This window comes from Vreelandella lutescens (assembly GCF_014640815.1).
GTDB lineage: Bacteria > Pseudomonadota > Gammaproteobacteria > Pseudomonadales > Halomonadaceae > Vreelandella > Vreelandella lutescens.
Genome location: NZ_BMHM01000002.1, coordinates 290,275 through 315,453, shown reverse-complemented (window position 1 = coordinate 315,453; position 25,179 = coordinate 290,275). Strand labels below are relative to the sequence as shown.

24 protein-coding genes are annotated in these 25,179 nt (G+C 56.1%); 7 read left to right on the top strand and 17 right to left on the bottom strand.

Annotated features, from left to right (window positions below):
- Positions 1–10: 10 nt before the first annotated feature.
- Positions 11–361 carry a hypothetical protein gene (locus IEW65_RS05740; protein WP_188638533.1) on the bottom strand — a complete coding sequence of 117 codons (351 nt, stop codon included), beginning with the start codon at positions 359–361 and terminating at the stop codon, positions 11–13.
- 216 nt (positions 362–577) lie between these two features.
- On the opposite strand from IEW65_RS05740, the gene IEW65_RS05735 reads away from it, so the two are divergent.
- Genes IEW65_RS05735 through IEW65_RS05720 form a run of 4 tightly spaced genes read left to right on the top strand, consistent with a single transcriptional unit; the run spans position 578 to position 4,988 of the window.
- Complete coding sequence (locus IEW65_RS05735; RefSeq protein WP_188638532.1) at positions 578–1,255, top strand: cupredoxin domain-containing protein; 678 nt, start codon at positions 578–580, stop codon at positions 1,253–1,255.
- Between the two features lie 11 nt (positions 1,256–1,266).
- Positions 1,267–3,609: a bifunctional diguanylate cyclase/phosphodiesterase gene (locus tag IEW65_RS05730; protein ID WP_188638531.1), complete on the top strand. Its 2,343-nt coding sequence runs from the start codon at positions 1,267–1,269 to the stop codon at positions 3,607–3,609.
- Positions 3,610–3,626: 17 nt separating this feature from the next.
- Positions 3,627–4,484: a DUF3034 family protein gene (locus tag IEW65_RS05725; RefSeq protein WP_188638530.1), complete on the top strand. Its 858-nt coding sequence runs from the start codon at positions 3,627–3,629 to the stop codon at positions 4,482–4,484.
- 42 nt (positions 4,485–4,526) lie between these two features.
- Complete coding sequence (locus IEW65_RS05720; RefSeq protein ID WP_188638529.1) at positions 4,527–4,988, top strand: group I truncated hemoglobin; 462 nt, start codon at positions 4,527–4,529, stop codon at positions 4,986–4,988.
- Here the strand turns inward: IEW65_RS05720 and IEW65_RS05715 are convergent.
- The 4 genes from IEW65_RS05715 to IEW65_RS05705 all read right to left on the bottom strand — a co-directional run bounded on the left by IEW65_RS05715 (position 4,972) and on the right by IEW65_RS05705 (position 7,673).
- Positions 4,972–6,111, bottom strand: a complete 1,140-nt coding sequence (locus IEW65_RS05715; protein ID WP_229755484.1) for a GGDEF domain-containing protein — start codon at positions 6,109–6,111, stop codon at positions 4,972–4,974. The genes IEW65_RS05720 and IEW65_RS05715 overlap by 17 nt on opposite strands.
- Positions 6,108–6,617: a hypothetical protein gene (locus IEW65_RS17090; RefSeq protein WP_229755483.1), complete on the bottom strand. Its 510-nt coding sequence runs from the start codon at positions 6,615–6,617 to the stop codon at positions 6,108–6,110. Before IEW65_RS17090 ends, IEW65_RS05715 begins: the two co-directional genes overlap by 4 nt.
- A gap of 266 nt (positions 6,618–6,883) precedes the next feature.
- Positions 6,884–7,009, bottom strand: coding sequence for a cytochrome c oxidase subunit CcoM (gene ccoM / locus IEW65_RS17150; protein WP_268234703.1), 126 nt, complete (start codon positions 7,007–7,009; stop codon positions 6,884–6,886).
- A 145-nt stretch (positions 7,010–7,154) separates the two neighbouring features.
- Entirely contained in the window at positions 7,155–7,673 is a 519-nt protein-coding gene (locus tag IEW65_RS05705; RefSeq protein ID WP_188638528.1) for an FKBP-type peptidyl-prolyl cis-trans isomerase, read from the bottom strand.
- 132 nt (positions 7,674–7,805) lie between these two features.
- Here IEW65_RS05705 and IEW65_RS05700 point away from each other — a divergent pair, with 132 nt between their 5' ends.
- A complete protein-coding gene (locus IEW65_RS05700; protein ID WP_188638527.1) occupies positions 7,806–9,176 on the top strand; it encodes an AmpG family muropeptide MFS transporter in 1,371 nt (456 codons plus the stop codon).
- A 26-nt stretch (positions 9,177–9,202) separates the two neighbouring features.
- Here IEW65_RS05700 and IEW65_RS05695 read toward each other — a convergent pair whose 3' ends face one another.
- Complete coding sequence (locus IEW65_RS05695; RefSeq protein WP_188638526.1) at positions 9,203–11,023, bottom strand: SEC-C domain-containing protein; 1,821 nt, start codon at positions 11,021–11,023, stop codon at positions 9,203–9,205.
- 99 nt (positions 11,024–11,122) lie between these two features.
- The gene (locus IEW65_RS05690) at positions 11,123–12,370 is read right to left on the bottom strand and encodes an ABC1 kinase family protein (RefSeq protein ID WP_188638525.1); all 1,248 of its coding nucleotides are present in this window, start codon (positions 12,368–12,370) and stop codon (positions 11,123–11,125) included.
- A 184-nt stretch (positions 12,371–12,554) separates the two neighbouring features.
- Between IEW65_RS05690 and IEW65_RS05685 the strand changes: the two genes are divergently transcribed.
- Together IEW65_RS05685 and IEW65_RS05680 are read left to right on the top strand one after the other, a co-directional pair.
- Positions 12,555–14,504, top strand: coding sequence for a DNA topoisomerase III (locus tag IEW65_RS05685; protein WP_188638524.1), 1,950 nt, complete (start codon positions 12,555–12,557; stop codon positions 14,502–14,504).
- A gap of 186 nt (positions 14,505–14,690) precedes the next feature.
- Positions 14,691–15,251, top strand: coding sequence for a nucleotidyltransferase family protein (locus IEW65_RS05680; RefSeq protein ID WP_188638523.1), 561 nt, complete (start codon positions 14,691–14,693; stop codon positions 15,249–15,251).
- A 77-nt stretch (positions 15,252–15,328) separates the two neighbouring features.
- On the opposite strand, the gene IEW65_RS05675 is transcribed toward IEW65_RS05680, so the two are convergent.
- The 10 genes from IEW65_RS05675 to IEW65_RS05630 all read right to left on the bottom strand — a co-directional run bounded on the left by IEW65_RS05675 (position 15,329) and on the right by IEW65_RS05630 (position 25,159).
- Positions 15,329–15,568: a hypothetical protein gene (locus IEW65_RS05675; protein WP_188638522.1), complete on the bottom strand. Its 240-nt coding sequence runs from the start codon at positions 15,566–15,568 to the stop codon at positions 15,329–15,331.
- A gap of 62 nt (positions 15,569–15,630) precedes the next feature.
- A complete protein-coding gene (locus tag IEW65_RS05670) occupies positions 15,631–16,938 on the bottom strand; it encodes a S8 family serine peptidase (protein WP_229755482.1) in 1,308 nt (435 codons plus the stop codon).
- A gap of 64 nt (positions 16,939–17,002) precedes the next feature.
- On the bottom strand, positions 17,003–17,836 hold the full coding sequence (map, locus tag IEW65_RS05665; protein ID WP_188638521.1) for a type I methionyl aminopeptidase: 834 nt from the start codon (positions 17,834–17,836) through the stop codon (positions 17,003–17,005).
- Entirely contained in the window at positions 17,829–18,035 is a 207-nt protein-coding gene (locus tag IEW65_RS05660) for a ParD-like family protein (RefSeq protein ID WP_188638878.1), read from the bottom strand. Before IEW65_RS05660 ends, map begins: the two co-directional genes overlap by 8 nt.
- 91 nt (positions 18,036–18,126) lie before the next feature.
- A complete protein-coding gene (locus tag IEW65_RS05655) occupies positions 18,127–19,491 on the bottom strand; it encodes a CHAD domain-containing protein (RefSeq protein WP_188638520.1) in 1,365 nt (454 codons plus the stop codon).
- Between the two features lie 90 nt (positions 19,492–19,581).
- Positions 19,582–21,618, bottom strand: coding sequence for a M48 family metallopeptidase (locus IEW65_RS05650; RefSeq protein ID WP_188638519.1), 2,037 nt, complete (start codon positions 21,616–21,618; stop codon positions 19,582–19,584).
- A gap of 24 nt (positions 21,619–21,642) precedes the next feature.
- Entirely contained in the window at positions 21,643–22,239 is a 597-nt protein-coding gene (locus IEW65_RS05645; RefSeq protein WP_188638518.1) for a LemA family protein, read from the bottom strand.
- 73 nt (positions 22,240–22,312) lie between these two features.
- Positions 22,313–22,714, bottom strand: a complete 402-nt coding sequence (locus IEW65_RS05640) for a DUF2784 domain-containing protein (RefSeq protein WP_188638517.1) — start codon at positions 22,712–22,714, stop codon at positions 22,313–22,315.
- An 81-nt stretch (positions 22,715–22,795) separates the two neighbouring features.
- Positions 22,796–24,001, bottom strand: a complete 1,206-nt coding sequence (locus IEW65_RS05635) for a GGDEF domain-containing protein (protein WP_188638516.1) — start codon at positions 23,999–24,001, stop codon at positions 22,796–22,798.
- A 252-nt stretch (positions 24,002–24,253) separates the two neighbouring features.
- Positions 24,254–25,159: an extracellular catalytic domain type 1 short-chain-length polyhydroxyalkanoate depolymerase gene (locus IEW65_RS05630; RefSeq protein WP_188638515.1), complete on the bottom strand. Its 906-nt coding sequence runs from the start codon at positions 25,157–25,159 to the stop codon at positions 24,254–24,256.
- Positions 25,160–25,179: the final 20 nt, after the last annotated feature.

The window sequence follows — 25,179 nt, the reverse complement described above, 5'->3', positions numbered from 1 at the left end:
GGCAGACTCCCTACCAGCGCGGCAGTACGCGACTTAAGCGAATTTCAATCACACCATCGCGCTCCCAGCGTGAACGCTGCGGACGGGAATAACGGTGTTGATAATGCCGGTCTCTAGCGTAGTCGGGGCGAGAGTAGCGAGCGCGCGAATAGTGCGGTCGAGAATAGCTGGGGCGTGAATAGCTGGGGCGTGAGCGACTTGGACGCGAATGGCGATGCCCACGGGCCTCCGCTTGACCCATCGTTAGTAAGGTAGGCGCAACATAAAGAGCGGCCGCGCCTAAGCCAAGACTCGTCAGCACTTGGCGGCGAGAACGGCGTTTACTTAACAGGTCTTTGGTGTTGTCGGTAGGGTTACTCATCACACGTCTCCTGGTTGTTACGTCAAACAGGTTAACGAACACTGTTTCTAAAGCTACTCTAGCTTCGCCAAACCAGTGACACCATAGCCCTCGCCAGACTTCCCCATTATTTACTCTTTTTCACTTTCTGTGAGTATATCGTTAGTGCGAAAACATGACTTTGCCACATAATAGTTACATGATTGACCTCCCCTGTACTTACTTAGGTAACTCTTCATGCTTACATCGCGTAAAGGCGTGCGCTTAACTCACACTCTGTGGACGCTAGGCTGTTTAGCCGCCATGGCTAGCCTGCCCGCTCAGGCTGCCAGTGTAAGCGTGACCGATACAGCAGGCCTTCCGCTAGAAAATGCGGTGATTGAAGTCTATTACGAACCTGCCACACCGCCTGCTACACAAACAAAAAATATTGTTCAGCGTAATGCGGCGTTTAACCCGCTGGTCACCACTATACCCACTGGAAGTTACGTCGCGTTCCCTAACGAGGACACCACGCGACACCATGTTTTCTCTTTTTCACCGGCTAAAACCTTTGACCTTGAGCTCTTTCTCAGTGAAACCCCGCCACCCGTTCATTTTGATCAAGCAGGCGTCGTAGTGCTTGGCTGCAATATCCACGATCAAATGCAGGCCTTTATTGTCGTCAGTGATGCGCCCTATGCAGCGCTAACAGACAGCGCAGGCACCCTGGCACTGCCTGAACTTCCAGAGGGCCGCCACCGCATGCGGGTATGGCACAGCCGAATGGACGATGGTCAAAACGTTTGGTGGGAAGGTGATATCAGCGACACCGACAACCTAACCGTTGCCCTGGAGCTAAACGCCATTCCTCCTCAGCCACCTACGCTATCGCCTCTGCAGCAGCGTTTCCAAAACGCCACGCACAGTCACTAAACGAGGTGGCTATGCGCTTTCGCACGCGTCTAACGCTAGTGCTGTTGACGGTTGTGATCATTTCACAACTGGCCACAGGCGTCGCATTTTTACGTGCCACGCAAAATGATGCGCTAGCGAAAGGCAACCAGCGCTTGGAAGTAGGTGCGCGTGTCTTCCAACAGTTACTTGATATCCGTGGCGAACAGTTATTAGGAAACGTTGCAATTCTGGCAGACGATTTTGGTTTTAAAAGCGCGGTGGCCACCCAAGATACAGCGACCCTGTACTCCGTTCTGGCCAACCACGGCGACCGCGCCAAGGCTGACATGGTCATGCTCAGCGACCTAAACGGTACCGTGCTCGCCAGTAGCCACCATGAGCAAAATAGCAGCATACCGTTTCCAGGCTTATTTCAACGCGCCCAACAAACGGGAAGCGGCGTCGGCGTTGTGATTGATAACGGGGAACCCTACGAGTTTGTGTTGCTACCGGTGCGTGCGCCTAATTTGATTGGCTGGGTAGGCATGGGGTTTCTGATTAATGAAAGCGTCACTGAGGAAATCAATGCGTTAACCGGGCTTGAAATCAGCATTGTGACCTACAACGCCAGCGGCAACATTAGCTACCTCGCCAGCTCTCACCAAGAGCAACTGGCGATAAACCTAATGAGCGACAATGGCAATCAGTTGATGGAGGGCGCTTATACCACGAGCAATAAACTGTCGCTGGATAATGACTACCTCTCCTATGCTTCAACGCTGATGGCCAACCAAGAGTATCAGTCCTTTGCGCTCATTCAGCTCTCCCGTGATGAGCTTTTGGGCGCTTACAGTCGTTTGCAGTGGCAGCTGTTAAGTATTGTCGCGTTAATGCTGCTGCTGACGCTCGTCGTCGCTATGTGGAGCGCCCGCAGCATCAGTAAACCGCTGATTGCGCTAGCGCAAGCGGCGAAGCGCATTGGTCAAGGTGAACGCATTGAACATATTTCAAGCGGCAGCTCTGTAAAGGAAACGAATCAGTTGGCGGCTACCCTGCTCTCTATGCAGGAAGATATCGCCAAGCGCGAAGCCACGCTGCTGCACCAGTCGCGCCACGACCTATTGACTAACCTGCCCAACCGAGTCAGCGCGTTTGAAGATCTACAGTGCTACATCCAAGCCAGCAAGCCTTTCACTTTGCTACGCTTTTCCATTAATGACTTTCGCGATATCAACGACACCTTTGGCTATGAGCTAGGTGACCACCTGTTAGTCACCTTGGCAAAGCGTATGCAAGACCTGCCCTCTCCCGTGATGAACGCCTATCGACTGGATGGCGACGAGCTGATGCTAGTGATTGATCAAGCCGACCTCGACCGCCGTAGGCGCGAAGCCATGATGGAACAGATCAGCGAACCCATCAGCCTAGATAAATCCTTAATCATGCCTTCGCTATCTGCGGGTGAAGTCAGCTACCCCACCCATGGTGACAATGCACAACTGCTGCTGCGCCGCTCGGATATCGCGCTTGATCAAGCCCGGCGTCATCGCCATAGCCACGAGCGTTATGTGGACGGCCAAGACGAACAGCACCTGCGCCAGCTGATGCTCATTCGTGACCTTCAAGAAGCCGTGGATAATGGCGAGCTGTGGATGGCCTACCAACCCAAGGTGGACACCACCACGGGCGGTGTTTGCCAATTTGAAGCGCTGATGCGCTGGCGACACCCCACCCTTGGGTTTGTGCCGCCAGATGAGTTTATCGGCTTAGCCGAGCGTTCTGGCAATATTGGACTGCTCTCCGATTGGATGCTGGCACACGTATGTGAACAGCTGTATCACTGGAAACGCCAAGGCCATCATCTCTCCGTGGCGATCAACCTCTCCGCCAGCGATGTCATTGATCCCGGCTTGCCGATGCATATTAGCGAGCTGTTCGAGAGCTACGACTTGACGCCTGACCAGCTCGCACTGGAAGTAACCGAAAGCGCCGTGATGCAGGATGTGGAAGCTGCCACCGAGACATTGATGGCACTGAGTCAGATGGGGCTCAAAATCGCTGTGGATGACTACGGTACCGGCTATTCATCGCTTGCACAGATCAAGCGTCTACCGGTAGATGAGCTGAAAATTGATAAGTCGTTTGTCTTGAAACTCGATACGCAGCAAGAAGACCTTACTATTGTTCGCTCGACGATCGAGATGGGCCACCACCTTGGGCTGAAGATTGTTGCGGAGGGGGTCGAAAACAGCGCCAGTGCGGAAATATTGAGCCAACTACGCTGCGACTATCTACAAGGCTACTGGATTGCTAAACCCATGCCAGCTGATGCCATTACCGGCTGGCTGGATGAGTTCAAGCCGTTACAACTCTCTGCCGTGGCCATTAACTAATGAAAAAAGGGAACACTATGCGCAACACCGGCTCATCTAAACGGCGCGCTATTACCGCGGCAGCCACCTTGGGCGCTCTGCTGGCAGCCACCTCCAGCATGGCAGGTAGCCGCATCTTAGGCACCGGCGCGGTCAGTGCCATCGAAGGGGCGGCAGGGGGCGGGCTTTCGCCTTGGGCCGTGCTTTCCAGCACGGCAAGCGATGATGAAATAGGCGTTACTGCCGCCGCCACGCGGGCATGGGTAGATGATTACCAACTCACGGTGACTGGGGCCAGCGTCAACTTACACGACCGCATGGAGTTCTCCATTGCCCGCCAAACTTTTGAGCTTTCCACCCTCGGCGGCGAGCTGGAGCAGGACATTTACGGCGCGAAAGTGCGCCTGTTTGGCGATGTGCTGTATCACCCGCTGGGCGTGTGGAGCGCGGGCGTGATGCATAAGCGTTTGGTAGATGGCACCGTGCCAACAGCGCTAGGAGCCGATGATGTGAACGGCACCGATACTTATCTAAGCGCCAGCAAGCTGCTGTTTAACGCCTTTTTAGGCCGCAACGTACTGCTTAACGCCACTCTGCGTAACACCTCGGCCAACCAAGGCGGCCTGCTGGGGTTTGGCGGTGATCAGGGCGGCCACGCTTGGATGGCAGAAGGCAGCGTCGGGGTTTTCGTCACGCCTAACTGGGTAGTCGGTACGGAATATCGCCAGAAACCAGATAACCTCAGCGTCGCGGACGAAGAGGATTGGCAAAGTGTCTACAGTGCTTACTTCTTTAATAAGCACGTTTCACTCACCGGGGCGTGGCTAGATTTAGGCGACATTGCCGGCTTACCCTCCCAACGTGGCGGCTACCTCTCGCTACAGGCGGCATTTTAACCGCTCTTGCCACTTCACAAGGCTCGTATAAGGAACCGCCCTATGAGACTTTCCCAAACATTGAAAAGCACTTCACGCAGCACGCTGGTGGTCGGAGCATTGATTGGCACACTGGCGCTTACTGGATGCGCTCAGCATCAGCAGCCGACCACGCTGTATGAGCGCATGGGTGGTCAACCCACTATTGACGCCGTGGTAGAGAACCTACTTTACCGCATTGCCGATGATGAAGAGGTCGTTAGCTACTTTGCCAATAGCAATATTGACCTGTTTGCGGCATCGCTGGCGATCCAACTCTGTGACGTCAGCGACGGCCCCTGCCAGTACGATGGCCCACCGATGGACCGCGCCCACCAAACCATGGGCATTACCGATGCGCATTTTAATCGCGTAGTGGAGTACCTGGACGCGGCCATGGTAGAGGAAGGTGTACCGCTGGCAGCACGCAACGATATGCTAGGCCGCCTAGCCCCCATGTACGAAGACGTTATGCGCTTGCAGTAACCTGCCAGCCATCTCGCCCAGCGGTTTTTACTTGATAGAGCGCTTTGTCGGCCGCTTCATAAGCGGATGCAAACGATGTTGCATCGGCCACAAAGCGCACTCCTCCAATGCTTAACGTCACGCCTTTATTATCCGGGTGAGCCGGATGTGGACACTGCGCCGCCTCAAGCCCCACCTGTAATGTCTCACAAAATTTGGCCAGTGCTTGATCATTGGGGCACGGCAACAACGCAGCAAACTCATCTCCGCCCAAACGGTATAACCTTGCCTCTTCGCCAAGCGCGCGCTCTAAAAGACTCGCGAGTTGACGTAACAAGCGGTCACCTTCGGGATGGCCTAAGGCATCGTTATATTGTTTGAAGAAATCAATATCGACCAGAATTAACCCCATGGAACGGCCCGAATAAGCCACGACATCTTGATAGAGCGCGCTGCGGTTACCTATCCCAGTTAACGGGTCGCGCATGGCGCGGGCCATCCAACCCAGTTTCTCAGCCGTTGCCCGCTCAGTGCGCCGCAGTTGGCGCTCGTGCAGGCCCCAAAAAAGTAGTCCAAGCACGAAAATGAGCAGGCTGGAGTAGGTCAATACCTGATTATGGCGGCGAGTGCTATCTGAGAAGTCATTGATGGCCATGCCCCGGCGGTCTAGTTGACTCATTTCGATACTGGTTAAACAATCCACGGGGATGAACAGAGCGTGGGCCGCATCAAAAGGGTCAAGCTGCTGGGTGTCGATAAGCAACACCAACTCATCTATCAACGCCAAGCTTGGCGCGGTGCAAACGTAATGCTGGTGATAGACATTCACGTCAAACAGGCCGTAGGCTAAATTCAGCCAATGACTGGCTTCACTTATCTCAACCGGCGATGAGGCCACCATCAGCTCCTCTTGAGCACGTTGCACATAGCCACGGGCACGGGTCGCCAACTGCTGACCGGTCAAGTTTCCTGTCTGACTAAAATACGCCTGTATTTCAGGATACACCCAGCGAGCTTCATACACGATCAGCACCATCAGCCCAACAAAACTCATCAGGCTAAGAGATAACCATGTAAAAAGACGCCTGACGCCCAAGCGTAGGGGTGGCGGGCCTTGAGGCGTATTCGGGTCGGTAGAACTCACCACTGCGCCTCAATGCTACGAATCATCCAAATCCAGTCGTTGAAGTCGCGCAGATTGTCGATATCGCGCCCTTCATATTCCCGCTCTACTAACCGAACGGGCCCCCGAGAGCGTAGCGTCAGCGGTTCGCCATCTTCAATGGTCACCAGATACCAGTTCGGGTCATCCCAACCACCCAGACTGACTTCATAGTCATCCCAGGCCGTAAAGTGCAGTGTTGGTGGCACCTCACCAAAATGCTCAATTAAAAAGTCACGAAACGATACGCCGCGCATTTCAACGTCACGGCCCTGGTAGGGGTCAAATACTGTAAAAGTCGTATCGGCTCGGTCGCGTAAATCCCCTAACGCCACCTTCTGGGTAGAATCCCCATTCACTAGGCTAAGTGCTTGGGCAGTCGCATTTAACGGCCACCATCCAGCAAGTAAGACTATTAGCACCACTGCTGCTTTTGATAGCGCCCCGCAGTAAAGGCGCTGGGGCAAGCGTGACAGAACAGCATTCATAGCGGTCAGTTTCCTAGTTCGGTTGAGTACACTATGTTGATTAGCGCACTTTACCAGAGCATGACGGCCAATGCTCTTCAACGTCTGTTAACACTTACCGCTCTGCTTTTCACTATAAGCAGCTACTTTTCACTATAAAAAAATGACACAAAAAAGCCGGCCCGATGGGCCGGCAACAGGAAGCTTACACATGCATGTAAGCCCCCTCCCCTGACGACTGTCACAGTCGGTTGACTAAAGCTTTTCAGGCTAAGGGATTGTCACGTTCACGACTTTTTACGTTCGTCTTTACGTAGATGATCCCGAATCACAAAGCCGACCCAACCGATCATAAAAGCGATCACTAGTGCGACAGTGGCTAAGCCGAAAATAACAGCGTCGTCCCAGTACATGATGTTCCCCTCCCGCCGTGATGTATGGGGCCATCGTACTGCGTCCATAAAAGGGGGAACTGACCTGGGTCAAGCTTTTAAAATGACCGCCACAAAGGCGGACAGGAACTTGATACAGGTCAGTTTTTAGGGGGCTTGGGCTGGCTTAAAGCACTTTACGATCTTCTACTTTGCTATGTTCAGTGCCAGGCGGCAGCGGGTGCCCTTTAGCAAGCTCGGCTCGGGTGGCATCACGAACGTCTAGAATCTTCACGTGATAACGCAGCGTATGGCCCGCCAATGGGTGGTTGGTATCTACCGTCACGTTATCGCCGTCGATGTTCAGCACGGTGACGATCTGCGGGCCAGCCTCGCCTTCGGTTTGAAAACGGCTGCCGGGTTCGATATCCGCACCACCAAACGAGGCGCGGCTCACCTCTTGCACCAAGTCTTCATTACGCAGGCCGTAAGCATCGGCGGGGGCCAGCGTGACGCGCAGTTCATCGCCTGCGGCCTTGCCGGACAAATCTCGCTCCAGGCCGGGCAAAATATTGTCGTGGCCGTGCAGATACTCCAGGGGCTTTTGACGTGCATTGGAGTCGTCCAGCACACGGGTACTGCCATCGCTGAGCACATCGCTAAGCACGTAGTGCAGGGTCACTACCTGATGGGCGGCAATCGACATGGAAAACTCCTCTCCGGTAAGCTATCGGCTTTGTCATGGAACGCTGACCATGAACCCTAGGCCTAGTCTAACACCGACCGGTTTTTGAGCGGGCCCTGACACCGATGTTTTCTTTTTGGAGTACACCACTACATGCCCACCCCGACGCCCCAGCGCAGCTGGCTGGCGGCGCTTGGTATCTACTGCCGAGCGCCTGTGATTACCATGCTGTTTTTAGGTTTTTCCGCTGGCCTGCCTTTTCTACTGGTGTTTTCTACGCTTTCGGCATGGCTACGCAGCGATGGGGTTGACGTCGCGGCCATTGGTTTTTTTGCCTGGATTGGCATGCTCTACTCCATCAAGTTCTTCTGGGCCCCGATTGTGGACCGGCTTGCGCTGCCGCTGTTAACGCGCACCTTTGGCCAACGCAGAGGCTGGATGCTGCTGGCCCAAGGCATGATTGCCGCCGGGCTCATTGGCCTAGCGGGAGTAGATCCTATCGGCAACCTGGGCTGGGTCGCCGCCTTTGCGCTATTGGTGGCCTTTGGCTCCGCAACGCAAGATATCGCCATTGATGCTTACCGTATCGAATCCGCCGATGATGATGTGCAGGCGGCGATGGCCTCTACGTACATTATTGGCTATCGCGGCGGGCTGCTGGCGGCAGGAGCCGGTGCACTTTATGTGGCGTCGGCGGTATCGTGGAACGCGGCTTACCTGACCATGGCCGCACTGGTGGGCATTGGCGTGCTTACCGTGCTGATTCGCCCAGAACCCAAGCGCGCCTCATTAACCGTGCAATTAATCCACGAACCCAAAGTGCGCGCCTTTATTCGCGCCAGCCGTGGAAAGCCCAAAACGCTGCGCCGCTTAGGTGCCTGGGTGATTGGAGCGATTGTGTGCCCATTTACCGACTTCTTTCGCCGCTATGGGGTGAAGGCGATGGGCATTTTGGTGTTTATTGCCGTCTTCCGCATCAGCGACCTGGCCATGGCATCGATGGCTAACCCGCTCTATATCGATCTGGGCTTTTCGCTGGCGACTATTGCTAACGTGACCAATATTTTTGGTATTGCGATGAGCATTACCGGAGGGATTTTAGGCGGGCTAATGGTGGCCCGTTACGGCATTGGCCCGCTGCTGGTGTTTGGTGCCGGGCTGGTAATGGTCACCAACCTGCTGTTTGCAGTGCTTGCGCTGATCGGTAACCAGGTGCCGATGCTGGTCGTCACGATTATTGGCGACAACCTTGCCAACGGCCTGGCCAGCGCAGTGTTTATCGCGTTCTTGTCGAGTTTGACCTCGCGGGCTTATACCGCCACGCAGTACGCGCTGTTTTCGTCGCTGATGACGCTACCGGGGAAATTTCTGAGCGGGTTTGGCGGGATCGTGGTCAGCGCGCAGGGATACGCTACGTTCTTTGTAGTGGCCACGCTGCTCGGCTTACCCGCCATTTTACTGGCCATTTGGATAAGCCGAGATAAGCAGCTAGTGCCGACGCCGACCAACGAAGCAAGCAACTAGCCGAAAAGCTTTCAGTAATAATCAACTCAGCGGTGGCTGGCTAACCAATCCAGCGCCCCTGGCGTGGTGCGCCACTGGTCCCGCATCAGCGTACGGTACTGCCACGCTTCCGCTCGGGAGCCCGGGTCCACCTGCCCATCAGGATGAGGCATGGAAGGCCGCGGGTTCTCACCACATAACAGCTCAAGCGCATGGCGGTTATGGGCCATCACCTCGGCCAGTGCTGCTTCAGCAGCTTCCAGCTGCTCCAAGCGATAAAGCGCTAACGTACGCCCCATCAGCAGCCCCAGCACTAGCGAACCGTCATCCTTTTGCGGCTCATCGGTCAGCGCCAGCGCTTCTTCGTTGCGGTCATCGCGCAGCAGCTGGTCCAGCACTAGCTCTTTCAAGCCCAGGCTATCTTCTTGGTCGATCGCCAGCAGCTCTTCGGCTAGCTCTCGGGAGTGTTGGCGAGCGCCACGCTCCATGCCCACTACCAGCGCCAAGCCGGTGCGCAGCAGCATGGCATTATCGGCGTCGTCCCAGCACAGGCTGCCATCGCCTGCGGCGCGGGCCTGCTCCAACCAGCGTGAAAGGCGCAGCGCTAACGGTTCTAGCAAGCTGGGGGCCATCCACGGCAGGCTACCAAAACGGCTGGTGAGCGCCAACGTTAGGTCTTGCACCACTTGCGGCGCATCCAGCCACTCCGGGTGGGCACACAGTTCCGACATCCACTCCACCGCGTTGACCCACGGGTCATCGCGAAAGCCCAGCGCGACATCTTCATCCACCATTACTTGGAACTGCTCGTGCCATGCGGCAAACAGCGTCTCTTCACGGGCGGTGGTGGTGTAGTGCAACCTGCCAGACTCGGCATCTTGCTCGATAGCCAGCTTGGGAGCCGTGGGCAGCGCTGCTAGCAGCGCCTGAAGCGAGACCAGGGGCGTCGCCATGTCCTCTTCAGCACTGAGTAGCTGGTCGGCCAGCGTCGCGCCTGGGTTATCTGCCAGGGCGGCCAGAAAATCAAGCTGATCTTCATCCAGGTCCCCTTGGCGAACCAAGCGGCGATACCAGAAATTAGCGCGCTCTTTGGCCTCTTTCTCGTGACCTTCATGGAGCAGCAGCATGGCTTCAATGTAGGCCAGCGTTGGCGAATCGGGCAGCGCCTGCTGAGCTTTGACGAACGCCGCACGGGCGCTGTCTAAATCATCGTTATCCAGGTGCATCAAGCACAGCCGCTCAAGCGCTACGCCGCGTAAAAACAGCGGCCCGCGCTCCATCACATCGTCCAACAGGTCAGCACGCTTGCGGGTAAAGCCGCGCTCTTGATAGATATCTAGCAGGATTTCAAAAGCAGGCTCGGCCTGCTCGGGTAGGCGCGACCAGTCGCTGCCATCAAACAGCGACTCAAGAATCTGCATGGAACGGCCCGTTTGTCCACTCTCTGCGGCAATCAGCCCGGCTTCTAGCAGCGCTTGCGGCGGAGCCTGCTGGCTATCTAACGCCGCCTTCAGCGTGGCCCCCTTCCATTCGCGCAGCGAGAGCATCCACATCATCTGTTCAGGGATGTCGGTCGGGAAATTGACGCGGTAGCAGCACTGCTTATATTTACGACCGGAATCGCACCAGCAAGGCTCGTTGCGGCCTGGGGTCGCCAAAGGTTCACTGGCAAAATCCAGCCGTTCCAAGGGAGTTTGCGACCATAAAATGGGCGCTAGCGCCTGTGCGGTGCCTACATCGCCATTAAACGCCTGCGCGCCTTTATCACGTACCCACGTCATAAAATCGGGGTAGTGTTCTTGCTGCCTGATTGCCGAGAGTGCCCCAGAGGCAAATCCCAGCAGTTGATCGACCCATACCGCCAGCATTGCCGTCTCCACTGTCTTCAAGACTATAAAATCTGTAAAACCGATTAAAAAGCGCAATAGTCTAGCATGGCTGGCGGTCATGGTGGGTTCAATGGTGGTTTAGCCAGCACGTGCCCAGGCAAGCAGCGGCTGGGTACGGCCATGCATATCCAATCGAGCCTTTAAGCGAACCAAGTTCCAGTAGTGCCCGTTGAGCGCTCGTGAAAGCAACAGCGTATCTGCCGGGGGCTGAAGGCGATCCATGGCCGCCCACACTTTGGGGGTGAGCTCCCGCAGGCGGCGATGAACGCGTACATCGCTGAAATCCTGCTCACCGGGGGCAAATAGCGGAGTAATGCACTCGGCGGATTCGCGATACAGCGCCAGCGGCGCGCCTTGGCCCTGGCGGCCGCCCATTTTCATTAGCGCCTCATCCATGGCCATGGGGTCTTGGGCCAGGGTGGCATCCAGCAGCTGCATCATGGCCTTTAGCCGCCCCTCGGGAACGGGAATCACCGCGCCTAAATCGTAAATCACCAGGCGGCCCTGCTCATCGCAGGCGAAATTGCCCGCGTGGGGGTCAGCGTGCAGCTCACGATAGGTAAACAGCTCTTCGGTAATCCAATCCGCCAGCGCTAAGGCCACTTTTTGGCGGGTCGCGTCATCCGCGCTCTCTAAATCTCGCAGCGGGGTGCCGCCTACAAAGCGCATGGCCAGAACGTGCTGGCCGGAGAGCTCAAACAGCGGCTCGGGGATCACCAGCGCAGGGTTATCTTGGTAGCGCTCCCGGTAGCGGGCCAGCGCCTGGGCCTCGGCGTGGTAGTCCAGTTCGTCCCGCAGCCCGGCTGCCAGCTCCTCAAACAACGCGTCCAACCGCGCCTGAGGTACCTTGAACCAGCGCCCAAGCCCCATAATGCGCCTTACTTGCTTAAGGTCGCTCTCCAGTACCTCGGCAAGCCCTGGGTACTGCACTTTAAGCACGATGGTTTCCCCTTCGTGGGTCACCGCCTTGTGCACCTGACCCATCGAAGCGCTGGCAAAGGGGCGCTCTTCAATCTCGCGGAAGTGCGTTTGGATATCCCCGTACTGCAGCACTAACGCCTCACGAATTTTCGGCCAGGGCATCGGTTCAGCCTGGCGTTGCAGGCGGGCCAGCTCGTTGGCCAGTTCCGGCGGCAGCAGGTCATCCCACTGGGACATAATTTGAGCCAGCTTCATGGCCGGGCCTTTTAATTCAGAAAGCCCTTCAAACAGCGCCTCACCCAGCGCCCGCCAATCCGCTTGGCCGCCTAGCCGCGTTTTCAACAGGGCACCACCGGTACGGGCACCCAGCCCAAATAAACGTCGTGTTCTACCGCGCTCGCGCATGAACCTCACCTCCCAGTGTTTAGTGTCAGATTACTCAATTCACTAATTTTATACAAAAACTATACATCAAGAATGAGTTCGACACCTTTTATACCTGTATAAATTTTCACTCCTACTCTCTATTGGTTGGGAAGGTTCTGCTAACATAAATGTCTGTTTTCTATCTATGCCAGGGCCACACTGTATGCGTTTGATTATCGCCGAGAAACCCAGCCTCGCCCGTGCCATTGCCGATGCCCTGCCCGGCGGCGGCAAACGTCAGGAAGGGGCGATTGTGTGCGGCGATACCACGGTGACTTGGTGCCTAGGCCACCTGCTCGAGCAAGCCCCGCCGGAAGCCTACGACCCCGCTGATAAACAGTGGCGGCTCGACCGCCTGCCTATTGTGCCCGGCACGTGGCAACTGGCCCCGCGCCCAAAAGCCCGTGGCCAGCTAGCGGTAATTCGTAAACTGATCAAGCAGGCTACCAGCGTGGTGCACGCTGGTGACCCAGACCGCGAAGGCCAGCTGCTGGTACAAGAGGTGATCGAACACTTGAAGTACCGTGGCCCGGTACAGCGGCTATTAATTAGCGACCTTAACCGCCCAGCGGTCAGCCGAGCGCTGGCCAGCCTGCGGCCGAATACTGAGTTTCAGCCACTGTTTCAGGCCGCCCAAGCGCGCTCTCGGGCTGACTGGCTGTATGGCATTAATCTCACTCGCGCCTGGACGCTCACCGGCCGCCAAGCCGGGCACGATGGCGTGCTCTCGGTAGGCCGCGTACAAACCCCGGTACTTGGGCTGATCGTGCGGCGAGACAACAGCATTCGCGATTTCAAACCCCACCCTTTCTACCCGCTTTGGGTGGATTTACAGGTGGCGCAAGGCCAGCTGCGCGCCTGGTGGGCTCCCAAAGCGCATCAACCCCTGGATGAGCAAGGACGACTAATTGACCGCACGCCTGCGGACGCCCTAGCCGCTCAACTACACGGCGCACGCGGCACGCTCACCACATTAGACCAGCAGGAGAAGCGCCAAGCGCCACCGCTGCCCTACTCGCTCTCTGCCTTACAGGTAGATGCCGCCCGCCGCTTTGGGCTTTCCGCGCAGATGGTGCTGGATATTTGTCAGCGGCTTTATGAGCAGCACAAGCTGATCACCTACCCCCGCTCAGACTGCCGCTACCTGCCCGAAGAGCACCTAGCACTTGCCCAGCGCAGCCTTTCCGGGGCTTGTCAGAATGACGACACCTTACGCGGGTGGCTCAACGGAGCCGACTTCACCCTGCGTTCTAAAGCTTGGAACGATAAGCAGGTGGGCGCGCACCACGCCTTGGCACCGACCGGCAAGCCCGCCGACTTCAGCCAGCTTTCCGCCACCGAAGGCCATGTGTTTCGGCTAATCGTGCGCAACGTCATGGCGCAGTTCTACCGCCCGCTGCGCACCTTTGAAGTGAAAGCCGAGTTCACCCTGCTCAATGAAGCCTTCCGCGCTCGTGGCCAAAGCATTCTCGACCCCGGCTGGAAGCCACTGTTCACCACCCGCGAAGATACCCCGCCGCTACCGCCGCTCACCCAAGGCGAAGCCTGCCAGGCACTTGGCGCAGGCGTGGAGGAAAAAGAGACCCGGCCACCAGAGCCGTTCACCGATGCCAGCTTAATCAAAGCGATGATGAACATTGGCCGCTACGTGGACGACCCAAATGTGCGCCGCATCCTGCGCGACACCGACGGCCTGGGCACCGAAGCCACCCGCGCAGGCATTATCGAAACCCTGGTGCAGCGCGGCTACTTAGTGCGCCAGCAAAAAGCCCTACGCGCCACCAAGCTCGGCGGCGCACTGATCGCCGCCCTGCCCAGTGCCGTCAGCACACCGGAACGCACCGCCCTCTGGGAGCAACGCCTGCGGGCGATCTCCGAACAGCAAGACGATCCCAACGCCTTCCAACACGCGCTGCTGGAAGACTTACGCGCCCTACTAAACCAAAGCGACGCGGCCAAGCTGCGCCACAGCCTACAAACCGCCCAAGGCGAAGCCGGAGGCCCCGCCAAACGCAGCGGAGCCACGAAGAAAAGCTACACACGGCGTAAAAGTACCGGCAGTAAGAAAACTACGGGGAGCCGTAGAAGTACGGTCCAAAAAGGGAGCCAATAACCATATCCCGAAGTATGATCGCCCAAAAAATGAGTAGCGATTCAGTCGAAAATCTTCCAGATTTTAGACTTTTTGCCGTGCTGTCCCCCGAGCTTAATGTCCTCAAAAAGCGATACGATCACTACCTCGATCCGCTGTTCAGCTTTCCTAAGCCGGAGACACAGCCCTCAAGTAAAGAGGCAATGCATGGACAAAATCAGCCAGACTCAACAACTCGTCAGTGAAATCAATCGCCTGCACGCGGATTTTTCTAGGGATTATTTTGAAACTGGAAAAATTGCCAAACTCAATCTTTCCCGAACCATTCGGCAGGTTCCCGCCACACATATTTATCAATATCGCCTCACCCTGCATGAGAGCATTAACGACTACCTGATGGCAGCAGACATCGACATCAAATATTTTTATCGCGTAAAAACGCGCGAGAGCATTGATGACAAAATCGAACGCTTTTCAAACCGCGAAGATCAATATCCGGTCAACAACTGGCTAAACGATATTTTTGGTGCTCGCATCGTGCTAACCGCCGATGACGTGAACAGGGTGATGGAGCTGCTGGATGAGTGGCAAGACAAGCTCGGGTTAAAAAACTGGTATCTACGCGATAAAGAGGGGGACCGTGGTCTCCACGTCTATTTTAAAAACAGAAGCAACTTCTCCTTCCCCTGGGAGCTGCAAATCTGGGACGAAGCTGATGTGCGTAGCAACATTGAAAACCACGAAAAATTTAAGCGCCATTTTATTTAGGCAGTAAGGTGCGATGAGCTGCTCACCGGCTTTCGCCATCATCAACTCCGAACGCCTGTAACATCTAAAAATAAACATCACCACGTCTCACTTGCCCCTGGCGGGCCGATATCCATGGGCATATCCGGTGATATATCCACCACGCCTTTCACCTGCTTTAGCCGCTCTGCCGTGGCGTCGTCGGCGGCACCGGTAATGCAGCCGATTTCCTCTAGCACTTCTCGAATAGTCAGCCCTTCCGCGCTGAGGCGGGTGGCGATGTCATGGATGGGCTGATCGCTGGAAATCGTGATCAACCATAGCGTGACCGTTGCCATGGAACGTCTCTCCACAGTGTGCGCTGGGCATGTGAATATAAACGCCCAGCGCGGCGTGATGGTTAAGGGGCTTGTACCAGCCCGACGCCCACTTGGGTGTCAGGCAGTGGCAAAGATTTGGCTGACGCTATCAACTGCTCCCATAGCTTTCGCCCACGTAGGGAAGCATCCGACTGCGCCCAAAGCGCTGCACAGCCCGCCACGTGCGGCGCGGCCATGCTGGTGCCACTAATCGATTTATGACGCGTAGGCCGGGGCCACGCCGAAAAAACATCTCGGCCTGGGGCGGCAATTTCGATTTTTCCATGATTAGAAAAGCTAGAGGGCGATAAGTTGGGATCTAAGGAAGCTACCGACATCACCGTGGGTGAATTGGCCGGAGCCCCCGTTTGTGTGGCGGCATTCCCCGCTGCGGCAATCACCAGGCAATCGTTACGCAGCGCCGCCGCCCCGGCATGGGTGTAGGCAGCTTGCACCGGGCTTTGGCTCCCTAACGACATCGAAATCACTTCACAGCGGTTGGCAATCGCCCAGTTCAAACCTGCCAGCACTCCCGCCCCGGTACTGCTGCCTGAATTGGTGAGCACCTTACCCACTAGAATCTGCGCTTCATAAGCAATGCCGTAGCGCGGCGTAGTATCACTTGGGTTTTGGGGGCCACAGGTTGTGCCAATGCAGTGGGTGCCGTGCCCGTTCATATCCTGAACGGCCTCTCCCACAAACGAGCGGGTCACAAATTCTCTGTCGGCAAAATCTGGGTGCCCCAGATCCATACCGGTGTCCAACACAGCCACTTTGATACCCGCCCCGCTCCAACGGCTCTGCGGCACCTTGCAACGTTTTAACCCCCATGTAGGCCGAAGCGCCGCTTCAAGCTCTGACTGCCCTTCATCAGCATCCAGCTCAACGCCCAAATCCCGCGCAATCACCGTGGCGGCGCGTAAAAAGCCGCGTAAATACTCGGAGTTCTCCGAAAACGCAAAGTACTCCGGCTCAATGATTTCAATGGGGCTGTCCGCCGCGAGCTTATCCAGCACGCTCATCCCGTGCTGCTCTAAGGCGTCACCGCCAATCAGCGCCACACCAATTTCGGGAAACACCATGGCTTCCGCGTCTCCAGCGTCTTCCAGGCTCACCGCTTGGTCGGTGAAGTCGCGGGCATCCGCCACGCGGAAGTTCAGGGCCTTGAGCGCCTTGATGCCCTCTTCCACTTGGCCATCGCGATAGCTAATCAAAAAACGCCCTGTTTCTAGACAGCTTCCCCCGCGTTCTAGAGCGTCCAGCAGCAGCTTTTCGGTACCACAAGAGACGGTGGCACGCGGCTGCTGTGCGGGTGTGCTGCCCTTACCTGTTGGTTTTTTCGCCATCATCGACATCCTTTTCTTTGAGCATTAACGCAAACGGCGGGCACATAAGAGTGTCCGCCGTTTCAGCTTAACGCACTTGAGGCGCTTCGCCAGAGAGGGGTTGAGCCCTCGAATCATCGGGAAAGGTGGGAATTGGCTCGTCATCGCGCAGCGTCAGTACCTCGACGCCAGTGGCCGTGACGGCAACGGTATGTTCCCACTGGGCGGAGAGTTTTTTATCGCTGGTGACAACGGTCCAACCATCCCGCTTGGTTTTGATTTTAGCTTTGCCCATATTGATCATGGGCTCAATGGTGAACACCATTCCTTCCTTCAGCGTGAGGCCTTTGCCCGGCTTACCGTAATGCAGCACTTGGGGCTCTTCATGCATTTCACGACCAATGCCGTGGCCACAATATTCGCGCACTACCGAGTAGCCGTGACGCTCGGCATGGCTCTGAATGGCATGCCCCACGTCTCCCAGCGTGGCACCGGGCTTAACGGCCTGAATGCCCCGCCACATGGCTTCATAGGTTTTGTCGACCAGTCGCTTAGCATTAGGCGTCACGTCTCCCACCAAATACGTTTTGCTGGAATCAGCAATAAAACCGTTTTTCTCAAGCGTGATATCCACATTAACGATATCCCCTGAAGCCAATAACTGAGTCTCTGAGGGAATGCCGTGGCATACCACATGGTTCACCGAGGCATTCAACACATAGGGGTAGTCGTATTGGCCTTTACTGGCCGGTCGAGCGTGCAGCTCATCGACGATATAACGCTCGGCCCAGCGGTTGATATCCATCGTCGAAATACCCGGCTCAATGCGTGCGTCTAAATAGCTAAACACCTGCGCCAGCAGCCGCCCTGCTGAGCGCATCAACGCAAGCTCCTCGGGAGTTTTCAGCGTGACCTTACTCACCCACCACCTTCCTGACATCCACGTCGGCTTGCTTCATTTGCTCACGCATAATGTCAGAAAACGTCATGCCGGGGTTCGCCTCCGCCAGCATGCCGATTTTGATCCAGTACTCCGCCTGGGCATTGATGGAACGTACCATCACGCCACTCGCTTTACGTAGCTCTTCATGCAACTGATCATTGATTTTGACGATACCCATCACTTCACCCAATATATGAAACGAATACATAATATATACGAATCATATATTTTGGGAGTATGAGTGGCAAGCGTGCCACTCATGGGTATAGCTAACCACTTGCCAGCGGCTTTAGCGCCAGCACTTTTTTACGCAACGTTTGCTTCTGGGCCTCCAGTGCTGCCTGCCACCGGGCACACTCCTGGCGCTCTTCTGGAGTACCCTCTTTGCTGACGTTGAAGGCTTCTAACCACGCTTGGCGCACGCAGAGGTCTTGGTGCCCACCCAGCAGACGCTGGCGTTGCTTTAACCCCGCTAACAGCGCTTTGGAAGTGGTCGGGTGTAAATCGGCAAGATAGCGAATGCGTTTAACGCCTTTACGCAGTTCGTGAAAGGCCTCATCTGGGGAGTCTAAAGAGAGCGCCGCCACATCTTCATGGTGGCGAACTAAGCGCTCATCAAGCACTGCTTGAATACGCTTGGACGATAATGTCGCCAGCGCCTGTTCACAGGTCTCTGAAACCAGCCAGCGCTGCCACTCCTCCAGTGCCTCTAGGTAGCCCGGCGCGTTTAGCTGTTGGCACAGAGCCGTATGTTCCGCCCGCTGGCAATCCTGTAGCCACTGACGCAGGCGCTGCTGGGCACTAGCAGAAAGCGGCGGCTCCGTGTGATTAAGCTCCTCTAAAAACACATCCAAATCGCGAAGATCACTGGTAGCGCTGGCGTGCTGTTTAAGCTGTTTTAAGCGTTTTTTCAGCCCAGGTACTTTGGTAATGGCACGCAGGGATTCCAGCATCGCTCGGCTGCGGCGCAGGCTGACTCGGTACTGGTGAAGGAATTCAGGGTCCACCCCCGCCATAACGCCCGGTTTTAACGCCTTCACTCGCTCAAACTGGTACGTTAGAGCCTCATGCAGGCGGCTTGCGGTATCGCTGTTGGTTGAGGGAGGTTCAGCAGCGCGGCGCTTAAATAGAGCGTAACTGGCAGTTTCAGGCATTAGGCCACCGGCAAGTTCTGCGCTGCCTTTCTCTAATGCGTGCCAAGGGGTATCAGGCAGCGTGAAGTGCAATACACTGCCAGTGGGCAGCGAGGTCGGCGCTTCCTCGTTCAGCCAATGTGCCAACTCTACCAACGCTGGGTTGTGGCCTATGAGGAGTACCCGCTCGATACTCGTTGGTAATGCTTTGAGCCACTCCAGCAGCGCCTCGCCTTCAAAGGTGTAAAGCGCGTCATCTAGAAGTACATGACTGTCCAACTTCCGCTCTAAATGCTGGGCTTCAATCACATCAAAGGTTTGCCGCGTGCGCACTGCTGTACTCACACACATTTTGCCCTCAAGCGCCTGCCAGCGTTGGAGCACATGGGCCATGGCTTCTGCTTGGCGCACGCCGCGTTTATTTAGCGGGCGCTGGTGGTCGGTCATATCGCCGCTAGGCTGTTTAGCCTTGGCATGACGCATTAGGGTGAGGTGCCGCATGGAAAGGCTCCCAAGCTAAAGGGGGATGCACAAAGTTTAGTACACCCCCATTGGCTGGCGAGCCAGAAACATCAGTGATGAAAGGCTGATTTACTCAGCAAGAACGGCCTGCTCTTCAGTGCCGCCCCCTAGCAACGGCGGCACTGGGCAGCCCAGCATATCGGCAATGGCACGAAACAGCTCCGCCTCGGCGGGGCGTATACGGCCATCATGCTCAATGCAGCGGGCCATGGATTGAAGCAGCAGCGACTTTTGCAGCGGTTTCAAACGGCGCAGCCGTTCTACGGCAAGGCTTAACGCCTGCATGTCGTCAGCATCCTCCACAGCGGCCAGCTCAAACGGCAGCACCTGCTGAGCGGCATGTAACGCGTGGGCCATCTCGCTCGCGCGCTCTTGCACTGACTCAAGCCCTTGCTCAAGCCCTGCCGCCGCTAATACGCTCAACAGCCGTTGGCACTCCCGCTCACACGCTTGAAGGGTTAGGTTTTCGGCACCGCCATGGTGTTCACTCAAGTGGCTCAGCAGTAGCTGGTACAGCGTCCATTCAAACAGGCTCACGTGGCCGTCGCTATGAATCAAGCGCTCCATGCAGAGCCTGAAGTGCTGGGCCTGTTCGATGGTCAGCGAGGTTAAGGCGGGCAGAGTAAGCTCAATCAATGGCAGGCGCAGCTGTACGTCCAAGCGGGCTACGTCCGCCATTAAGGTGTGCAGCTCGGTAAACACATCCGGCAGTGCGATGTTTTCCAACACCGCCAACTGATGCTGCCGCTGTGCGTCGTTTTCGCTCAGCAGCATGGCATATATGAGCGCTCGGGCCGTGTAGGGCTCATGGGCGGCGGTTTTCAGCGCCGCAGGCAAAGCGCTGAGCACGGTTTGCGCCTGGGCCACGTGGCGCTGGTCGGGTTGGCCCATAGCCCCAATGGCCATTTGCACCGAGGCAGCACTCAAGACAGTGGCCATGCTCCCAGCATGGGGAGCGCCTGCGTTTTCTAGGCTCGCCCGCACGTTATCTCTCACGCTTGCTCGACCCCCAGCACCCGCAGTGGATTGAGGCGACTGATCTGGCTCAACAGTTACGCCAGGAGCAGGCTTTAGGGCCACAAATTGGCCATCCCAGCCTGGCATCACCCGCTGAATGCGTGTTTTTAGCGGCGGGTGCGTGGCCATAAAACGGCTAAACCCCTGCTTGATGCCCTGGCTAAACAACAGGTGGCTAAACTCAGCGGTCTGAGGGGCTGCCAGCGCAGAGCCTTTCGCGTTGGCACCTATCTTCACCAAGGCACCGCCAATGCCCTGAGGGTTACGGGTGTATTGCACCGCGGCGGCATCGGCTAAGTACTCCCGCTGGCGGCTAACCGCCGACTTCATAAGGTTGCCAAAGAAGGTGCCCGCATAACCAATCAGCATTAGGGCTGCCCCCAAGCCCATCACCAAGGCAGCAGAGTTATCGCGCTTATTACCGCCCATACGCCGAAAACGCAGGCTGCGTAGCAACATACCGCCGGCCAAACCAATCAACAAAATACCGTGAAGAAGGCTGACCAGCCGGATATTTAAGCGCATGTCGCCGTGCAGAATATGACTAAATTCGTGGGCCACCACGCCCTGAAGCTCATCCCGGCTGAGCTGACGAATCGCCCCACGGGTCATGCCAATCACCGCATCGCCGGGCTGGTAGCCCGCCGCAAAGGCGTTTATCCCCTCCTCTTCCAGCACATACACCGAAGGCACGGGCGTGCCGGAAGCGATGGCCATTTCTTCTACCACATTGAGTATGCGGCGCTCATCGCTATCTCGGGTATTGAGGTTGATTTCGCGCCCGCCCAACGCCTCCGCCACGGCCTTGCCGCCTCGGCGCAGCTGCCGCCGTTTAAATAAGCCACCCAAACCGACCAGGGCCACCACGCCCACCGCTACGCTTGCCAGTAGCTCCCAAGAGAGCAGTGCCATCATGCCTTGTAGCGTCGGCTGGGGCTGGGAGTGCGCGCCTCCTATCCCCGCCATATACAGCACCACGGCCACCACCAGCGTGGTCACGGCAATTAGCGCCAGCACCGCCAATACCAGCAACACCACTAAACGGCCTGTTTGACGACGAGCTTGCTCCTGGGCAGTAAAAAAATCCATGCGTGGTGATTCCCTGCCGGTGGCTTAAAACGAGACTGTCGGCGCTGTTTGCAGCTGGGCGCTGTCTTCAAAAGACAGCAGCGTCGCATCCTGCCCGTGGCCCAACATGCCCGCGACCGCAATGGGAGGAAAGCTCTGGCGGTAGGTGTTGTAGTGCATCACCGCATCGTTAAATGCCTGGCGGGCAAACGCCACCTTGTTTTCCGTGCTGATGAGTTCTTCAGAAAGCTGCTGCATGTTCTGCGAAGCTTTTAGATCCGGGTAGGCTTCCATCACCACGTTCAAACGCCCCATGGCTTGAGTGAGCGCACCTTCGGCCCCGCCTAGCTGCGCAATGGCCTGAGCACTGCCAGGGTTGGCTGCCGCGGCCTTCAAGCCTGCCGCCGCTGTATTACGCGCTTCAATGACTGCCTGTAGCGTTTCCCGCTCGTGGTTTAGATACCCTTTGGCGGTTTCCACCAAATTGGGAATCAAGTCGTGACGCCGTTTCAGCTGCACCTCTATTTGCGCAAAGCTATTTTGGAAGCGGTTGCGCAGCGACACCAAACGGTTATAAATCCCCACTACATACACGGCCAAAACTGCCATTACCGCAAAAACGATAATCAAAGTAAGCGTCATATTCATTCCTTTTAGAAGCGACGGTGATGATAGTTACTGTTCAAAATAGTAACACCGAAGCAGCATAAGCAAACTAACGCTGGCGCGCACGCGGTGGCACTAGCCACCAACTTGCTAGCACTAACCCCCCAAACAGCGTGTAAACCACCACAAACACCCACTCCGGCGCGGTGAAGTACAACACACGATGCAGCCAGTGCTGAATAAACGACCCCGCATAGGTAGCAACGCCCGCTTCAGCACGTAGCGCCATCTCCCAGGTGGTTAACGGGCAGACCATTCCCCACCAGGCCTGCAACACCACATAGCCAATCGCGCTCAAATGAAGCAACCGAAACGGCCGGTGATACACCCATGCCCAACGCCGCCAATGCCCCAAGTAAACAGCACCCAAGCCAGCCACCACGAAGGCGACGAACAGCACATGGAGCACCAGCACAACATCGGCAAGTATCAATAACCAAGATGACGGCATCGCACAGCAACCTGTTTTCAAGGTGGAATACGCTTAAGACAGGCAGTAGAGACTGTGTGTTCGTCGTCTTTCTTTTCTAGCTCAGTCTTGGCGTAAACCATCACGGCAGACCACGACTTGATCTCGCCCACTGCGTTTACCCACGTAAAGCATGTCATCCGCGCGCTTAATCAGCGCCTCAAGGTTGCTCTCGTCGGCATTCGTCGTTGCTAGGCCGATGGTGACACTCAGGCTTAGCTCGCTCATTTCATCAGTGAACGCCAGCTCTGCCACCCGCTGCTTCAGCCGTTCTGCCACTCTTTGTGCATCGCTTGTGCTGGTATTAGGTAGGGCCACCACAAACTCCTCGCCGCCAAAACGTCCAATCACATCGGATGGGCGGAGCGCTTCCGCGCATACTTCGGCGACTCTAATCAGCACCCAATCTCCATAACTATGCCCCCAAGTATCGTTAATCTGTTTAAAGTGATCTACATCGATCATAAAGAGGCTGAACGGTACATGATCGGCTTGAGAGCGCTGCAATAGTTTTTTAGCCACGTTCATAAAGTGGCCGCGATTATTAAGCTTCGTTAACGCATCTCTTTCTGCGAGCACTCGTAGCTGCTCTTCCAGCGATTCACGATGGGCAATCTCTTGGTGCAGCTGAAGGTTTTGCTCCCGCTCCTCATGCAGCAACGCATACTGCTTGCGCTGCAGGATTTCTAATCGAAGCAACGCGCAAAAACCTACCACCATGCCCATAATCAGCAGCAGCGAGAGCAACAGCGTCGGTATGGGGGCGAGCTTAGCAAACAGCACCGCCGCCACTAAAAAGCCTATATTCAGATAAAGGCTAGCCGCAGCAACCACCGTTAAACGATTGGGAATTAGCAGACAGAACGCCATAGTTGCCACCACTACGGCAGTGGTTTGCGTGGATAGGCTCTCAGGGCGTAGCGGCACAATTAAAATGATACCCGTCGCGAATAACCAAAGCGGTACAGCATGTAGCCAAGAGCGGTCATCACTAATACCCCCGCGCCGCACTATATACGCCACCCACAAACAAAGACTGACCACCACCACACGCATGGTCAGCAGCATATAAAACGCGCTGGTAAACCCCAGCAAGTAGTAATCCGCGATCGCGAACATCCCAAATACACTGGCGGCCACGCTCACGGCAAGGCTGAACTCCTCTCTCACCCTTTCGTGGATGGACCGACGATAAATCAGCTCACGGCTGGCATCGCAAAATTGACCCGTTAACCCATGCACCCGATACTGTTTTTTTTGTAACAGCACAGCCCAACTCTCCCCATTAACACGGCAACGCTTTTATAGACGGTAGACAGCGCCCAGCCGTTAACTTGGTCACTACCAAGTTAACGGTATAAATAGCGATGCCATGCCCCACCCGCTTTTTGCACACCATACACTGCAAAAGGCGAATGTGCCTGGCGTTGGTTTCCACGTTTACCAATCGGTCAGAAGGTGAGCGCTATCGCGCAGTAATGAGGGGGGTAATAGCTAAATCAGAAACGTCTTTATGGATGCTTACGCTACAAGCCCCCAGAAGCGAGCGATCTGGCGGGTCGAAGAAATCCCAACCTCCAGCATGTATTTATCTTCCTCACCAAGCCCATCATCACCGCCGGCCATAATGGGCGTGCCATGCCCCATGCCTTCAATGATGTATTCTTCGATGACTTCACGCCCTTTATCGTTGCACCATACCTGGCGAGGAACCCCCTCGACGGTTTCTATCCGTGTTGGCGGCCCCTCAACCTGATGGATTTGCTGCCACTGGCGCACAATAGAATCGGCATTTGCAGTGGCCACTGTAGAATCACTGCCACCATGCCACACAGAGATGGTGGGCCACGGGCCTTCAAAGGTTGAGGCTTCTCGTACCAGCGCATCAAGCTTATGGTCGGATGGACCACCATAGCCCTTCATGCGAATGGCCGCCTGCATTAAGTTATCCGCGCTACGATAGGGTAAACCTGCGATGATGGCACCGCCCGCGAACACTTCAGGATACGTCGCTAACATCACCGAGGTCATGGCCCCGCCCGATGACATTCCCGTGATAAACACACGCGCAGGGTCAATCGCGTGCTCACTGATGACGCGCTCAATCATATGGTGAATAGAGAGCGGTTCACCGGCATCACGGCGGCTATCCCCCGACTTGAACCAGTTAAAACTGCTAATAGGGTTATTGGTTTTTCGTTGCTCAGGATAAAGCAGCGCCGCCCCACACTGGTCGGCCAATTCAGACCAACCCGCTCCACGATTATAACTTTCCGCCGACTGAGTGCTGCCATGAAGCACCACCACTAGCGGCCCATTTTTTGAATAACTTTGGGGTATATACGTGTAAGCGTGAAGCAACCCAGGGTCTGCGCCAAATTGCGTTAAATCGGTCAAGCAATCTTGGCTACCGGTAGATATAGGCATATCACCTTCTTGGCACATTG

What these genes read in the sequence shown, in the direction of transcription:
- IEW65_RS05740 (WP_188638533.1), bottom strand. Translation starts at nt 361, where the DNA reads ATGAGTAACCCTACCGACAACACCAAAGACCTGTTAAGTAAACGCCGT.
- IEW65_RS05735 (WP_188638532.1), top strand. Translation starts at nt 578, where the DNA reads ATGCTTACATCGCGTAAAGGCGTGCGCTTAACTCACACTCTGTGGACG.
- IEW65_RS05730 (WP_188638531.1), top strand. Translation starts at nt 1,267, where the DNA reads ATGCGCTTTCGCACGCGTCTAACGCTAGTGCTGTTGACGGTTGTGATC.
- IEW65_RS05725 (WP_188638530.1), top strand. Translation starts at nt 3,627, where the DNA reads ATGCGCAACACCGGCTCATCTAAACGGCGCGCTATTACCGCGGCAGCC.
- IEW65_RS05720 (WP_188638529.1), top strand. Translation starts at nt 4,527, where the DNA reads ATGAGACTTTCCCAAACATTGAAAAGCACTTCACGCAGCACGCTGGTG.
- IEW65_RS17090 (WP_229755483.1), bottom strand. Translation starts at nt 6,617, where the DNA reads ATGAATGCTGTTCTGTCACGCTTGCCCCAGCGCCTTTACTGCGGGGCG.
- ccoM (WP_268234703.1), bottom strand. Translation starts at nt 7,009, where the DNA reads ATGTACTGGGACGACGCTGTTATTTTCGGCTTAGCCACTGTCGCACTA.
- IEW65_RS05705 (WP_188638528.1), bottom strand. Translation starts at nt 7,673, where the DNA reads ATGTCGATTGCCGCCCATCAGGTAGTGACCCTGCACTACGTGCTTAGC.
- IEW65_RS05700 (WP_188638527.1), top strand. Translation starts at nt 7,806, where the DNA reads ATGCCCACCCCGACGCCCCAGCGCAGCTGGCTGGCGGCGCTTGGTATC.
- IEW65_RS05695 (WP_188638526.1), bottom strand. Translation starts at nt 11,023, where the DNA reads ATGCTGGCGGTATGGGTCGATCAACTGCTGGGATTTGCCTCTGGGGCA.
- IEW65_RS05690 (WP_188638525.1), bottom strand. Translation starts at nt 12,370, where the DNA reads ATGCGCGAGCGCGGTAGAACACGACGTTTATTTGGGCTGGGTGCCCGT.
- IEW65_RS05685 (WP_188638524.1), top strand. Translation starts at nt 12,555, where the DNA reads ATGCGTTTGATTATCGCCGAGAAACCCAGCCTCGCCCGTGCCATTGCC.
- IEW65_RS05680 (WP_188638523.1), top strand. Translation starts at nt 14,691, where the DNA reads ATGGACAAAATCAGCCAGACTCAACAACTCGTCAGTGAAATCAATCGC.
- IEW65_RS05675 (WP_188638522.1), bottom strand. Translation starts at nt 15,568, where the DNA reads ATGGCAACGGTCACGCTATGGTTGATCACGATTTCCAGCGATCAGCCC.
- IEW65_RS05670 (WP_229755482.1), bottom strand. Translation starts at nt 16,938, where the DNA reads ATGATGGCGAAAAAACCAACAGGTAAGGGCAGCACACCCGCACAGCAG.
- IEW65_RS05660 (WP_188638878.1), bottom strand. Translation starts at nt 18,035, where the DNA reads ATGGGTATCGTCAAAATCAATGATCAGTTGCATGAAGAGCTACGTAAA.
- IEW65_RS05655 (WP_188638520.1), bottom strand. Translation starts at nt 19,491, where the DNA reads ATGCGGCACCTCACCCTAATGCGTCATGCCAAGGCTAAACAGCCTAGC.
- IEW65_RS05650 (WP_188638519.1), bottom strand. Translation starts at nt 21,618, where the DNA reads ATGGATTTTTTTACTGCCCAGGAGCAAGCTCGTCGTCAAACAGGCCGT.
- IEW65_RS05645 (WP_188638518.1), bottom strand. Translation starts at nt 22,239, where the DNA reads ATGACGCTTACTTTGATTATCGTTTTTGCGGTAATGGCAGTTTTGGCC.
- IEW65_RS05640 (WP_188638517.1), bottom strand. Translation starts at nt 22,714, where the DNA reads ATGCCGTCATCTTGGTTATTGATACTTGCCGATGTTGTGCTGGTGCTC.
- IEW65_RS05630 (WP_188638515.1), bottom strand. Translation starts at nt 25,159, where the DNA reads ATGCCTATATCTACCGGTAGCCAAGATTGCTTGACCGATTTAACGCAA.